The sequence below is a fragment of the Bradyrhizobium tropiciagri genome (assembly GCF_001189845.1).
Lineage (GTDB): Bacteria > Pseudomonadota > Alphaproteobacteria > Rhizobiales > Xanthobacteraceae > Bradyrhizobium > Bradyrhizobium tropiciagri.
Genome location: NZ_LFLZ01000123.1, coordinates 1 through 13,769, shown reverse-complemented (window position 1 = coordinate 13,769; position 13,769 = coordinate 1). Strand labels below are relative to the sequence as shown.

Annotated in this window: 12 protein-coding genes; 6 read left to right on the top strand and 6 right to left on the bottom strand. The window is 65.3% G+C overall.

From position 1 onward, the window contains the following. Positions 1 to 114: 114 nt before the first annotated feature. Together AKN84_RS42870 and AKN84_RS42865 are read right to left on the bottom strand one after the other, a co-directional pair. Complete coding sequence (locus tag AKN84_RS42870; RefSeq protein ID WP_050426360.1) at positions 115 to 1,341, bottom strand: ABC transporter substrate-binding protein; 1,227 nt, start codon at positions 1,339 to 1,341, stop codon at positions 115 to 117. Positions 1,342 to 1,662: 321 nt separating this feature from the next. Beyond that, the gene (locus tag AKN84_RS42865) at positions 1,663 to 2,589 is read right to left on the bottom strand and encodes a methyltransferase domain-containing protein (RefSeq protein WP_050426359.1); all 927 of its coding nucleotides are present in this window, start codon (positions 2,587 to 2,589) and stop codon (positions 1,663 to 1,665) included. A gap of 143 nt (positions 2,590 to 2,732) precedes the next feature. Here AKN84_RS42865 and AKN84_RS42860 point away from each other — a divergent pair, with 143 nt between their 5' ends. The 5 genes from AKN84_RS42860 (at position 2,733) to AKN84_RS42840 (ending at position 8,279) form a co-directional block, all read left to right on the top strand. Continuing rightward, positions 2,733 to 3,818, top strand: a complete 1,086-nt coding sequence (locus AKN84_RS42860; protein WP_050426363.1) for a ligase-associated DNA damage response exonuclease — start codon at positions 2,733 to 2,735, stop codon at positions 3,816 to 3,818. Further along, positions 3,815 to 5,674 (top strand): cisplatin damage response ATP-dependent DNA ligase, encoded by a 1,860-nt coding sequence (locus tag AKN84_RS42855; RefSeq protein WP_050426358.1) that lies wholly within the window; start codon positions 3,815 to 3,817, stop codon positions 5,672 to 5,674. Before AKN84_RS42860 ends, AKN84_RS42855 begins: the two co-directional genes overlap by 4 nt. A gap of 99 nt (positions 5,675 to 5,773) precedes the next feature. Continuing rightward, a complete protein-coding gene (locus AKN84_RS42850) occupies positions 5,774 to 6,079 on the top strand; it encodes a DUF6460 domain-containing protein (protein ID WP_050426362.1) in 306 nt (101 codons plus the stop codon). Positions 6,080 to 6,101: 22 nt separating this feature from the next. Next, entirely contained in the window at positions 6,102 to 6,836 is a 735-nt protein-coding gene (locus AKN84_RS42845) for an MBL fold metallo-hydrolase (RefSeq protein ID WP_050426357.1), read from the top strand. Positions 6,837 to 6,956: 120 nt separating this feature from the next. After that, positions 6,957 to 8,279: an MATE family efflux transporter gene (locus AKN84_RS42840; protein WP_050426356.1), complete on the top strand. Its 1,323-nt coding sequence runs from the start codon at positions 6,957 to 6,959 to the stop codon at positions 8,277 to 8,279. Positions 8,280 to 8,374: 95 nt separating this feature from the next. Here the strand turns inward: AKN84_RS42840 and AKN84_RS42835 are convergent, their stop codons facing one another. Beyond that, a complete protein-coding gene (locus AKN84_RS42835) occupies positions 8,375 to 9,472 on the bottom strand; it encodes a quinone-dependent dihydroorotate dehydrogenase (protein WP_050426355.1) in 1,098 nt (365 codons plus the stop codon). Further along, entirely contained in the window at positions 9,469 to 9,813 is a 345-nt protein-coding gene (locus tag AKN84_RS42830; protein ID WP_128971681.1) for a DUF952 domain-containing protein, read from the bottom strand. The genes AKN84_RS42835 and AKN84_RS42830 overlap by 4 nt, the downstream gene beginning before the upstream one ends. Before the next feature lie 199 nt (positions 9,814 to 10,012). Here AKN84_RS42830 and AKN84_RS42825 point away from each other — a divergent pair, with 199 nt between their 5' ends. Continuing rightward, entirely contained in the window at positions 10,013 to 10,666 is a 654-nt protein-coding gene (locus AKN84_RS42825) for a S24 family peptidase (RefSeq protein ID WP_050426361.1), read from the top strand. Between the two features lie 196 nt (positions 10,667 to 10,862). On the opposite strand, the gene AKN84_RS42820 is transcribed toward AKN84_RS42825, so the two are convergent. Then, a complete protein-coding gene (locus AKN84_RS42820) occupies positions 10,863 to 11,648 on the bottom strand; it encodes a class II aldolase/adducin family protein (RefSeq protein WP_244485784.1) in 786 nt (261 codons plus the stop codon). A 329-nt stretch (positions 11,649 to 11,977) separates the two neighbouring features. After that, positions 11,978 to 13,618, bottom strand: coding sequence for a lysine--tRNA ligase (locus tag AKN84_RS42815; protein WP_050426352.1), 1,641 nt, complete (start codon positions 13,616 to 13,618; stop codon positions 11,978 to 11,980). Positions 13,619 to 13,769: the final 151 nt, after the last annotated feature.

The following is a 13,769-nucleotide window of genomic DNA, read 5'->3' as shown; positions in this document are numbered from 1 at the left end:
CTGCTTCCACGAGTGCCGGGCGCCGTGAGACCTGTACCCCCTCACCCGGATCGCATCTCGCGATGCGATCGACCTCTCCCCGCAAGCGGGGCGAGGTGAAGAACAGCGAGAGCCCTACTCCGTCATCGGCTCGCCGGAGAGGTCCCAATCCTTGCCGTTGAAGATAGAGACGTAGAGCGTCTTCATCGGCGTGTAGTCGTCGGGCGTATAGCTGTAATTGATGCCGTCGAGGAAATAGGGCGAGTGGAAACCGGCCAGCGTGGTGGCGTGCTTCAGCACGTTGGCGCGGGTCAGGTCGTCGCCGCAGCGGCGCAGGATTTCGCCCATCGTTGCCGCCTGGCCGTAGCCGGCGAAGGCGATGGTGTTGTCGGGGTCGATGTTCGGCAGGTACTTCTTGCGTAGCTCCTCGAACGCGACCACATCCGGATCCTTCTCGTAGCGCGGCACGCCGACTTCCTTGTTGTAGCGGATCGCGACGATGTCCTTGGCATTCTCGAGCCCCGCGGCGGTCAGGATCGAACGGCCGGTCGAGCCCGCCGACAACAGCTGCAGCGGCTTCCAGCCGAGTTCGGCGACCTTGCGGATCGACTGCGACGTCGCCTTGCCTGTCGTGATGTTGTAGAACACGTCGGCGCCCGACTTCGAGAGATTGATGAGCTGGGAATCGACCGTCGGATCGGTGAGATCGTAGGTCTGCTCCATGATCACCTGTGCCTTGCCGCCGGCATCGGCCAGCACCTTCTTGAATGGGCCCAGGAAGTCGCGGCCGAAATCATCGTTCTGATAGAGGATGCCGATCTTGGCGTTCGGCTTCACACTGACGACGTGCTTGGCGAGGATGCGCGCCTCGGTCGGATAGAGCGGCAGGCCCGCCATGGTCCATTTGTAGGTCTTCGGGTCGTTCCACTTCGAGGCGCCGGTGTTCAACAGCAACTGGGGCACGCCCTTGGAATTGAGATATTTGTGCACGGCAGTCTGCGGTGCGGTGCCGAGCGAGCCGTAGAGCGCCAGCACCTCCTCCTGCTCGACCAGGCGGCGCGTCGCCTCGACGCATTTCGGCGCGCTGTAGGCGTCGTCCATGGTGAGGAATTTCACCTTGCGGCCATTGATGCCGCCGTTGTCGTTCAGCATCTGGAAATAGGCTTCGCCGACGCGGCCGAGCACACCATAGAGCGAGCCCGGGCCGGAATGCGGCACGGTCTGGCCGAGCTTGATCTCGGTGTCGCTCGCACCCGGATCGTATTTCTTGTCGGCGGCCCGGACGAACGGCGCGGGCAGCACGGACGCCGCGATGACGGATAATGCAGTGGCGCCGAATTCGCGCCGGGTATGTTTTTTCATTGTTTCTCTCCCTGAGGCGAAAGCTCTCTCGCATTCCGCCCAGCGCCGGGCAAGCGCGAAGTCACGGCTGTGTGGCGCAATGCCGCGTCACGGCAAATGCCGTAGCGTGTAGACTCAAGTTTTGCGCGTGAGATTGTGTGGGATCTCGCTCTTATCCTCCCCTGGAGGGGGAGGATCGGTTCGCATGTAATGCGAACCGAGGTGGGGTGAAGGTCTCTCCACGTCGGCACTGCCCGTGTTGAGAGATCACCCCACCCCGGCTCTCATTTCGCTTCGCTCAATGTGAGCCGACCCTCCCCCTCCAGGGGAGGGCGAGAAGCGTCACGGCTTCACGGCGACGGCGACGAGCCCGGGTGCCGGGATATTGTCTTCATTGCGCGCCGAGAGATCGTCGAGCAATGCCAATGTCAGCCCCACGGCGGCGACGGAGGCGCGCACGTAAGCCGCACTGTGGGCGTAGCGCAGCCCCTCGCCGAGGATGACGCCCTCGCCGTCATGGGTCTCGGCCGTGAAGGCGAGCACGCCACCCGCGACCAGCACACGCTTGGCCTCGGCGAGCACCGGCGCGAGATCGGGGACATAGACCATCGCATCCGCAGCAAGGATCAATTCGGCGCTGGCGTCCGGCTTGCCGGAAATCCCCTGCAGCATGTCGTCGACCTCGAGCTCGGCATAAAGTCCGGTAGCGCGCGCCTTGTCGATCATGCGCGGCGACAGGTCGATGCCGATGAACCGGTCGACATGCTGCGCGAACGCGCCGGCCGCCAGGCCAGTGCCGCAACCGAGATCGATCGCGCGTTTGAAGAAGGCCGGCTTCTTCGCAGCAGCGCGCACCGACAGCACCGCCTTGAACAGCAGCGCCGGGCCGCGATAGCCGAGATCGCCGACCAGCGCCGCCTCGAAGCGCGGCGCATATTGATCGAACAGCGTCTGCACATAGCCTGGCGGCATCGAAGCGATCGGCTCGACGCCGAGTTGCATCAGGTGCAGGCCGGCGCCATGACGGTCTTCGGGATCGGCATCGCGCGCGGCGCGGAAGGCTGCGATCGCGGCCTCGCGCTGGCCGAGCTCGAGGCGGATCTTGCCGAGCGTGTACCAGGCCGACGTGAATTTCGGCACCAGCTCGATCGCCTGTTCGAGCAGCTCGGCGGCAGCCGGCAGGTCGCCCTTCAACTGCAGGTCGCGTGCGAACTCGTAGCGGCGGTCGGCAACGAGGTCGCCGGAGGACAGAAACAGGCGCGGGGCCATTTTCTCTAAGGAACCAATCTCGTCTTAAGGATCCTGGCCGGGTGGCCATCCATCAAAGCACGGACTTTTTCCGGAGATGGATGCGCGGGTCAAGCCCGCGCATGACGATTAGATATCGTGGAATTGATGCCTATATGTGCGGCATGCGCCCGCAAGACATCCTGATGCCCGTCCCGGCCGGGCTTTGCTGCAAGCCCGGCGGCTTCCACATCGATCCTGTCAGGCCGGTCGAGCGGGCACTGATCACCCATGGCCATTCCGACCATGCGCGGGCGGGCCATGGCGCCGTGCTCGCGACCCAGGAAACCCTCGACATGATGCGGCTGCGCTATGGCGAGAATTTCGCCGGCTCCGTGCAGGCCGTCGCCTATGGCGAGGAGATCAGGCTCGGCGACGTCACGGTGTCGTTTCATCCCGCCGGGCATGTGCTGGGCTCCGCCCAGATCTCCGTCACCTGCAAGGACAGGCGCATCGTCGCCTCCGGCGACTACAAGGATGCGCGCGATCCGACCTGCGCACCGTTCGAGCTGGTGCCCTGCGACGTCTTCATCACGGAGGCGACCTTTGGCCTGCCGGTGTTCCGCCATGGCGACGCCGCCGGCGAAGTGAACAAGCTGCTGGCATCTGCAAAACTGTTTCCGGAGCGCGCGCACCTGGTCGGCGCCTATTCGCTCGGCAAGGCACAACGCGTGATCGCGCTGCTGCGCGAGGCCGGCTACGACGCGCCGATCTACCTGCACGGCGCGATGGAGAAGATCACCTATTACTATCAGGAGCGCGGCATTGCGCTCGGCGAGCTCCGGCCGGTGCGCGGCATGAAGAAGGCCGAGCTTGCCGGCACCATCACGCTGGCACCGCCGAGCGCGACATCAGACGTCTGGACGCGGCGCTTCCCCGATCCGGTCACGGCTTTTGCCTCGGGCTGGATGCGCGTGCGCGCCCGCGCGCGACAAGGCGGCATCGAGCTGCCGCTGGTGATCTCGGATCATGCCGATTGGGACGGGCTGACGGCGACGATCGCGGCCACCGGTGCCGGCGAGATCTGGGTCACCCACGGCCAGGAAGACGCGCTGGTGCATTGGTGCAAGAGCAAGGGCCTTGCCGCGCGGCCGCTCGATCTGGTCGGCTATGGCGACGAGGACGAAGGCGAGGCTGCGGCGGTGACCGACGAAGGCGAGGCGCAGCCCGGCGGCGAGAGCCAGCCCGCCGGCGAGGCCAAGAAGCCATGAACCGCTTTGCCGAGTTGCTCGACCGCCTCGCCTACGAGCCCGGTCGCAACAACAAGATCAGGCTGCTGGTCGGCTATTTCCGCGAGACCGAGGACCCCGACCGCGGCTACGCGCTGGCGGCGCTGACAGGCGCACTGTCGTTCAAGCACGCCAAGCCTGGCTTGATCCGCGACCTGATCACCGAACGCACCGACCCGGTGCTGTTCGGCTATTCCTATGATTACGTCGGCGATCTCTCGGAGACGGTTGCGCTGATGTGGCCGAAATCTTCCAGTGCGCATCACAACGAGTCTTTCCGGGGCCACCCCTCTCCCCAACCCTCCCCCACAAGGGGGGAGGGAGCCCAACCGGCGTGCTCACCTCACAACGATGTTGAAGGAATTGACGTCAGTGAGGGACGTACCGCTGGGCAGACTCCCTCACCCCTTGTGGGGGAGGGTTGGGGAGAGGGGTACCGCGGGCGAGATCGCAGTGAGATTCCACGCACCCACAACAACCCGCCTCCGCCGACACTGACCGATGTCGTCACCACGCTGCGCACGCTCGGCAAGGCCGAGCTGCCGGCGCAGCTGGCGCGCTGGCTGGACGAGCTCGACGAGACCGGACGCTGGGCGTTGTTGAAGCTCGTCACCGGTGCGATGCGGATCGGGATCTCGGCGCGGCTGGCGAAGACTGCGGCAGCGGCGCTCGGCGAGAAGGATCCGCACGAGATCGAGCTGATGTGGCCCGGCCTGTCACCGCCCTATCTCGAATTGTTCGCCTGGCTCGAAGGCCGCGGCGACAAGCCGGTCAACCGCGACCCGACGCCGTTCCGTCCGGTGATGCTGGCGCATGCGATCGAGGATACGGACTTTGCCAATCTCGCCGCCGCCGATTTCAGCGCGGAATGGAAGTGGGACGGCATCCGCGTGCAGGCTGTCGCCGGCCGCGACGCGCGCGGTCACATCCAGGCGCGGCTCTATTCGCGCACCGGCGAGGACATCACCGGCAGCTTCCCCGACCTCGTGCCGTCGCTGCACCTGCCCGGCGCGATCGACGGCGAATTGCTGGTGCTGCGCGACGGCCGCGTGCAGACCTTCAACGTGTTGCAGCAGCGGCTGAACCGCAAAGTCGTCTCGCCGAAGCTGATCAAGGAATTTCCGATCCACCTGCGCGCCTACGACCTGCTCGGTGACGACGAGAACGATCTGCGCGAGCTGCCGTTCGCTGAACGGCGCGCGCATCTCGAAGCCTTCGTCGCCAAGCTCGGCGATCCTCGCATCGATCTGTCGCCGACAGTCTCGTTCGCGAGCTGGGAAGAGCTCGCCGCGGCGCGCGCCGATCCGAAGAGCGCCGGCGCCGGCGACGATGCCGACGCGGTCGAAGGCGTCATGCTGAAGCGGCGCGACGCGCCCTATCTGCCGGGGCGGCCGAAAGGCCCGTGGTGGAAATGGAAGCGTGATCCGCACATCATCGATGCGGTCTTGATGTATGCGCAGCGCGGCCACGGCAAGCGCTCGTCCTATTACTCCGATTACACGTTCGGGGTCTGGACCCGCGGCGAGGCCGGCGACGAGCTGGTGCCGGTCGGCAAGGCCTATTTCGGTTTCACCGACGAGGAGCTGTTGCAGATCGACCGCTTCGTCCGCCGCAACACCACCGAGAAGTTCGGTCCGGTGCGGCATGTCGTGCACGAGCCGGATCAAGGGCTGGTGCTGGAAGTCGCCTTCGAGGGCCTGCAGCGCTCGCCGCGGCACAAATCCGGCGTCGCGATGCGCTTTCCCCGCATCAGCCGGCTGCGCTGGGACAAACCGCCGCGCGAAGCCGACCGGCTGGAGACACTTGAACGGATGTTAATCTCCATGACAGGAAGTTAAACCCGCAAGCCGCATGGCAGCCATTGATCGCGCCCCGCGGGTTTCCCATGTGCATCGCCGTGACCTATAATGCGCGGGCGATTCCGCCAGGAGACGATGATGCCAGACAACATCCGGGACTTGCCGGCCGGCCACAGCGACGGCCTGTACCGCTTTCTCGGCGGATCGCCGCTGTCGGTGGCGTTCCGGCTGATCCTGCTCTCGATCCTGGTCGGCGTCGTGCTTGCCGCGATCGGCCTCGACCCGTGGAACATTCTCTACAGCATCCGCCGACTGTTCCAGAGCCTCTGGGATTTCGGCTTCGACGCGATCAACTGGGCCTGGCGCTACTTCCTGCTTGGCGCCGTGATCGTGATCCCGATCTGGCTGCTGTCGCGGCTGTTCGGCGCGCCGCGCGGCCGCTGATCAATAGGAGAGCTCGCAGCCGATGCAATTGCAATTTGTCGGCTGCGGCGATGCATTCGGCTCCGGCGGCCGCTTCAACACGTGCTTCCATGTCAGCGGTATCAGCGTCAATTTCCTGATCGATTGCGGCGCCTCCTCGCTGCCGGCGCTGAAGCGGCTCGAGATCGATCGCGATGCGATCGACCTGATCCTGATCACGCATTTCCATGGCGACCATTTCGCTGGCCTGCCGTTCTTCCTGCTCGACGCGCAGTTCTCGCGCCGCACCCGGCCGCTGGTGATCGCAGGTCCCGAAGGCATCGAAACAAAATTGCCTGCGGTGATGGAGGTGATGTTCGAGCATTCCTCCAGGACTAAACAGCGCTTCGACCTGTCGGTCGTCACGCTCACGCCGCAGGAGCGGCGCAGCTTCGGCGAGGTGACCGTGACGCCCTACCCGGTGGTGCATGGCGAATCCGGCGGACCGTTTCTCGCCTATCGCGTCGAGGCGGAAGGCCGCACCGTCTGCTACAGCGCCGACACCGAGTGGACCGACACGCTGATCCCGGCGGCGCAAAACGCCGACCTCTTCATTGCGGAAGCGTATACGTACGAGAAATTGGTCAAGAACCATCTCAGCCTGAAAGCGCTGGAAGCGCATTTGCCTGTCATCAACGCAGGGCGCGTGGTGCTGACCCATATGAGCGACGACATGCTCGGCCGCATTGACGAGCTACCCTATGCGGCAGCGAGTGACGGCATGGTCGTGGCCTTCTGACGATGCAATGGCTTTGTCGGCTGCCCAGCCCCCTCGCCGCCGCATTGCTCTGAGAACAATTCCAGCATGGCCGCGCGACGGATGACGCGATAGAAGCGTATATTCCTTGCAACTGTAGCCATGCACGCACCCATCCACCCGAAGATCACCACCCGCCAGGTGTTCGCCATCGCCGGCCCCGCGATGGTCGCCAACCTGACCACGCCGCTGATCGGCATCGTCTCGACCACCGCGATCGGCCGTCTCGACGACGCCGCGCTGCTCGGCGGCGTGGCGATGGCCTCGGTGATCTTCGACTGCCTGTTCTGGCTGTTCGCCTTCCTGCGCATGAGCACGCTGGCCTTCACCGCGCAAGCGCAGGGCGCGGGCGAGCCGCAGGAATATGCCGCGATCCTGGTGCGCGGCTTCATCGTCGCCGGCCTGATCGGTGCGGCGTTGATCGCGTTGCAGGTGCCGCTCGCCGCAATCACGTTCCAGCTGATGGGCGGCAGCGAGGGTGTCACGCGCGCGGCAAAAACCTATTTCATGATCCGGATCTGGTCGGCGCCGCTGGCGCTCGCCAATTACGTCATCCTGGGCTGGCTGGTCGGCCAGGCGCGCGCCAATCTGGCGCTGGCGCTGCAGATCGTGATCAACATCATCAACATGATCGCGACCGTGCTGCTGGTGCAGGCCTATGGCGCCGGTATTGCCGGTGCCGCGATCGCCGCGGTGCTCGCCGAGACCGCCGGCTTCGTTGCCGGCATCGTGGTGGCGTGGCGGATCTCGCAAGGCGGCTTTGCCGTTCCCGCAGCCACGCTGTTCGACCGCGCCAAGCTGATGCGCATGCTCGCCGTCAACCGCGACATCATGGTCCGCACCGCGGCGCTGATCGCCGTGTTCCTGTTCTTCACCGCCAAGGGCGCGCGCGAAGGCGACGTCACGCTGGCGGCGAATTCGGTGCTGAACAACTTCCTCTTGGTGAGCGCCTTCTTCCTCGACGGCCTCGCCAACGCGGCCCAGCAGCTGTGCGGCCGCGCCTACGGCGCGCGCGACGGACGCGGCTTCGCCGATTCGACCCGGCTGGTGCTGCTGTGGGGCACAGGCTTCGCGCTAGTCGTGTCGGTGCTGTTCGCGCTGTTCGGACCGGCGCTGATCAATCTGATGACGACCAGCGACGACGTGCGGCGCTATGCGCGCGATTTCCTGCTGTTCGTGATCCTGGCGCCGCTGCCCGGCGTGTTCGCATTCGGCTTCGACGGCATCTATGTCGGCGCGACCTGGGCGCGCGAGATGCGCAATCTGATGCTGGCCTCGCTGGCGATCTTCCTTGCCACCTGGTGGGTGCTGAGCGGATACGGCAACACCGGCCTGTGGATCGCGCTGCTCGGCTTCTACGTCGCGCGCGGCGGCCTGCAAGGCCTGCGCTATCCGGCGATGCTGCGGAAGACCTTCAAACTGTAGCTGCGTAGCCCGGATGCAGCGAAGCGAAATCCGGGGTTCTCGCCCGCAGCGACACCGTCCCGGATTGCGCTGCGCTCCATCCGGGCTACCGGCACCTACCTCACCGGCCAGTCCTCGGCCGTGATCGTCGCGGCATCGGCGCCGACGATTTCCGACAGCGAGTCGCGGCCCGTGCGCAGCAACGTCGAGGACAGATCGCGCTTGATGTCCTCGACCAGCCCGATGCCCTTGTAGACCAGCGAGGAATAGAGCTGGATCAGGCTGGCGCCGGCGCGGATCTTGGTCAGCGCGGCGCCGCCGCTATCGATGCCGCCGACGCCGATCAGCGGAAATGCACCTTCGACGCGGACATAGGTCTCGGCCACCATGCGCGTCGAGAGGCGGAACAGCGGACGGCCCGACAGGCCGCCCTGCTCCTTGGCCCGGTTCTCCTCGCGCAAGGTCGAGGGCCGCGCCAGCGTGGTGTTGGCGACGATCATGCCGTCGACGCGTCGCGAGCGGGCGACGTGCACGACATCGTCGAGCTCGGCGAGGCTGAGGTCCGGCGCGATCTTCAGCAGCACCGGCGAATCGCCGGCGTTCTTGCGCACGCGCTCGCGGGTATCGATCACCCGTGCCAGCAAATCGTCGAGCGCCGCCGATTGCTGCAGATTGCGCAGGCCCGGCGTATTCGGCGAGGAGACGTTGACGGTGAAATAGCTCGCGACCGGCGCAAAGGTCTCGATCAGCTTCACGTAGTCGGCAGTGCGGTCCTCTGAATCCTTGTTGGCCCCGACATTGACCCCGACGATGCCGCCACCGCCGGCGCGCGCGGCGAGCCGCCGCAGCACGGCTTCGGCGCCGTCATTGTTGAAGCCCATGCGGTTGATGACGGCCTCGTCACGCTCCAGCCGAAACAGCCGCGGCCGCGGATTGCCGGCTTGCGGTTTCGGCGTCACCGAGCCGATCTCGACAAAGCCGAAGCCGAGCCGCAGCAGCGCGTCGGGCACCTCGGCGCTCTTGTCGAAGCCTGCCGCCATGCCGATCGGGTTTGGAAAGTTCAGCCCGAAGGCACGCACCGCGAGCTTGGGATCATCCGGCCGCAGCCGGATCGGCGGCAGCAGCTTCAGGCCCTGGATCGCCATGCGATGGGCATCTTCGGGATCGAACCAACGCAGCAGCGGCAGCGAGAAGGCGTCGAAGGCACGGATCACGGCTTGAGCTCCGGAACGTCGTGGCCGCCGTCGGAGCGCGCGCGCAGGTCGAGGATCTCGGTGACCGCGCCGAGGTCGAGTTCGCCATAGAGATGCGGGAACAACTCGTCATTGCGCGAGCGTTCCCAGCGCAAGGCGTCGCCGAGCGCAGCGGCATCGACCGCAACCAGGAACAGGCCGGTCTGCCCGTGGTAGTGCTTGCGCGCGGTCTCGGCCACCTGGGAGGCGGTGGAAAAATGGATGAAGCCATCGCGAATGTCGTCCGCACTGCCCCGGTACACGCCCTGCCGCTCAGCCTCGCGCCAGGCCGAAGCGGGGGTGATTTTATAGATCATGGGCACGGCCCGGCCTTCCCTTTTGTCCTTGAGTCTCTTGGGGTTTTATCCGGATTTGAGGGGAAATGCCCCAGTCGCCAACTGGCGAGGGAGGGACCGTATCGGCGGCGGCGGCGCAACTCAAGCGGTGCCGCGCCACATCCGGCGGCAGATTTGCGAAAATCGAAGTTTCAGGCAATAATTCCTACCATCCGGGATGTCCTCGATGGCCAAACAGCCCAAAGCCGCGCGACCGCTGACCCACGCTCAGGTCTGGGCCGCGCTCGACCGGCTCGCCGAACGTGCCGGCCTGTCGCCGTCCGGCCTTGCCAAGCAGTCCGGTCTCGATCCCACCACCTTCAACAAGTCCAAGCGGGTGACCGGCGACGGCCGCGAGCGCTGGCCGTCCACCGAATCGCTCTCCAAGGCGCTGGCCGCGAGCAATGCCAGCATGGAGACCTTCGTGCAGCTGCTCGGCGATGGTCCGCGCGGCGGCCAGTCGGTGCCGTTGCTCGGCTTCGCGCAGGCCGGTGCCGGCGGCTATTTCGACGACTCAGGCTTTCCCGCCGGCAAGGGCTGGGACGAAGTGGCGCTGCCGGCCACCATCGATGAGCATGCCTATGCGCTGGAGATCGAGGGCGACTCGATGAAGCCGGCCTACCGCGAAGGCGACATCATCGTGGTGTCGCCCGCGACCGCGATCCGCCGGGGCGATCGCGTGGTGGTCCGCACCACCGGCGGCGAGGTGATGGTGAAGGAATTGAAGCGACGCACCGGCAAGGTGCTGGAGCTGGCGTCGCTCAATCCGGAGCATCCTGACCGCATGCTCGATGCCGAGGAGGTCGCCTGGATCGCGCGTGTGGTGTGGGCGAGCCAGTAGCGGCCGATCCGGCGACTACAAAATCGGTGTCGTCCCGGGCAAGCGAAGCGCGACCCGGGACCCATAACCACCGCTCATCCTGCTTAAGCGAGCTGCGGCCACAGCCTGCTTTTACAACCCAGCCCTGTGGTTATGGGTCCCTGTTTTCGTGTTTGCAGGGACGACGGCGGAGGTTGCGGTACGTTCGTAACGTCGGTTACGTCGCGTAGTCCGGCTCCTTGCGGTCCAGCATCCGCTTCAGCGCATCGAAATGCCGCTGCGACGGGGACGGACCTTTGTAGAGATGGTCGTCGCGGAAATCGCGCTTGGTCTTCTCCACCACATGCTGCGGCAATTGCTTGAGCGGCTGCTGGGTCCACATCGCGTAGATCTGCACCTGCGCGGCGCGCTCGATGTAGTAGAGCCGGTCATAGGCATCGGCGACGGTCTCGCCGACGGTGGAGATGCCGTGATTGGCCATGAACAGGATGGTCTTGTTGCCGATCACCTTGGCGAGCCGCGCGCCTTCCTCGGGATCAAGCGCGGGGCCGGTGTAGAGATCGTCATAGGCGATCGCTTCCGACAGCCCGACCTCGGTCTGCCCGATCTCCTTGATGCGCGGATCCTCGAGCCGCGTCAGCGCGCTCGCATACGGCATATGAGTATGGAACACCGCCTTGGCCTGCGGCAGCGCCTTGTGGATCGGCGCATGGATGCAATAGCAGGAGCGTTCGACCTCACCCTCGCCGCGCTTCACTTGGGCATCGTCGATGCCGACCTCCATGAAGGACGACGCCGTCACCTCCGACCAGTGCATGCCGAACGGGATCTGGTAGTAGCGGTCGGTGCGGCCGGGCACGACGAAGGTGAGATGGTTGAAGATGCCTTCCGAAAAGCCGTGGATGTAAGCGAGCCGATGCGCCGCCGCGAGATCGACTCGCGCCTGCCATTCCTCGGCACTCGTACTGTCCTGCAGCGATGTCGGCGAAACCCTGAACTGCATGCGCATGCTCCCATCTGTGCCGGCCGCTCGACGGAGGCCGTGCTGATTTTATGGGATGAAGTGTAGCGCAGTCCTGCAGCGCCCCGGCTGAAATTGCAGCAGGACAGCCATCTGGTTTTTGCGGGCTCGTCGCAATTACGACCAAGACAAGTGAGCCGCTGCAGGCGCCTCAACTTCCGCTGTCGTCCCGGCCTTGAGCCGGGACCCATAACCACTGATCATCGTATGTCGCAGCGCTGGTGCCACAGCTTGCCTTAACGACGGCGGCCTGTGGTTGGGTCCCTGCTCCCGTGCGCAATTGCGCACTGGGCAGGGACGACGGCGGTGAATTACGACGACCGCGCCAGCGCGCCGTCGATCATGTTGACCGCGTTCTGCACGCCGTAGACCGCGACAAAGGAGCCGAAGCGCGGGCCCTTCTCCTGGCCGAGCAGCACCTGGTAGAGCATGTTGAACCAGTCGAGCGAGACGCCGGGTCGGCCGTCCTTGCCCTTTTTGACCATGTCGAGGAACGGCTCGCGGCGGCCGATCTCGTAGACCACGTTCTGGATGTCTTCCGCGGTCGCACTTGCCGGCATGTTGGCAAGCGCATCGCGCAGATCCTGCAGCGCGGCGCGCTCACCCTCGGTCGGCTCGCGGAACTGCTTGGTCGGCGCCACGAAGTCGCGATAATAGTTGATGGCGTAACCGACCATCGCGTCCAGCTTCGGGTGAGTCTGCGGCGTCACGCCCGGCCGATAGCGGCCGATGAAACCCCACAGCGTCTCGGCGTTCTCCGCGTTCGACGACGACACCAGCGTCAGCAAGAGCTGGAAGGTGACGGGCATGTCGGCCTGCGGCGGCTTGCCGGAATGGATGTGCCAGACCGGATTCTGCAGCTGCTGCCGCGCTTCCTGCCGCGCGAAGCCGTCGAGGAACTGCTGGTAGTCGTCGACATTGCGCGGGATGACGTCGAAATAGAGCCGCTTCGCCGCCTTCGGCTCGCGATACATGAACAGCGACAGCGATTCCGGCGAGGCGTAACGCAGCCATTCGTCGATCGTCAGGCCGTTGCCCTTCGACTTCGAGATCTTCTGGCCCTTCTCGTCGAGGAACAGCTCGTAGTTGAAGCCTTCCGGCGGCGTGCCGCCGAGCGCCGAGCAGATCTTGGCCGACAGCTTCACCGAGTCGATCAGGTCCTTGCCGGCCATTTCATAGTCGACGCCGAGCGCGTACCAGCGCATCGCCCAGTCCGGCTTCCATTGCAGCTTGCAGCGGCCGCCGGTGACCGGAACGGTAACGCTCTCCTTGGTGTCGGGATCTTCATACGAGATCGTGCCGGCCTTGGCGTCATGCGCCGTCACCGGCACATAGAGCACGAGACCCGTGCGCGGACAGATCGGCAGGAACGGCGAGTAGCTCGCCGCCCGCTCCTCGCGCAGCGACGGCAGCATGATCGCCATCACCTTCTCGATCCGCTCCAGCATGCGCAGCAGCGCGGCGTCGAACCGGCCGGAAGTGTAATACTCGGTCGAGCTCGCGAATTCGTAATCGAAGCCGAACTGGTCGAGGAAGGAGCGCAGCCGCGCATTGTTGTGCTGGCCGAAGCTCGGATGGGTGCCGAACGGATCGGGCACCTTGGTCAGCGGCTTGCCGAGATGCTGCTGCAGCATCCCCTTGTTCGGCACGTTGTCCGGCACCTTGCGCAGGCCGTCCATGTCGTCGGAGAAGGCGAGCAGGCGGGTCTTGATCTTGTCCTCGGTGAGCACGCGGAAGGCGTGGCGCACCATCGTGGTGCGCGCGACCTCGCCGAAGGTGCCGATATGCGGCAGGCCCGAGGGGCCATAGCCGGTCTCGAACAGCACCTCGTCCTTGGGATTTTTCTTCAGCCGCGCCACAATCGCTTTCGCCTGCTCGAACGGCCAGGCGTTGGATTGTTCGGCAAGCGCCCGCAGGTCGCTCGGGCTGGCAGCAAGATCAATCACGGACATTCTTCAGGCTTTCTCCAAAAAGGCCGCGAAAACTAACGCTTTCGCGGCAAAATGCAAAACTGCGCTCCCTCGCCCCGCTCTTGCGGGGAGAGGGTTGGGGTGAGGGGCCGATCCGCATCGGCGGTCAACGAAGAAACTCGCGGAAGCTCCC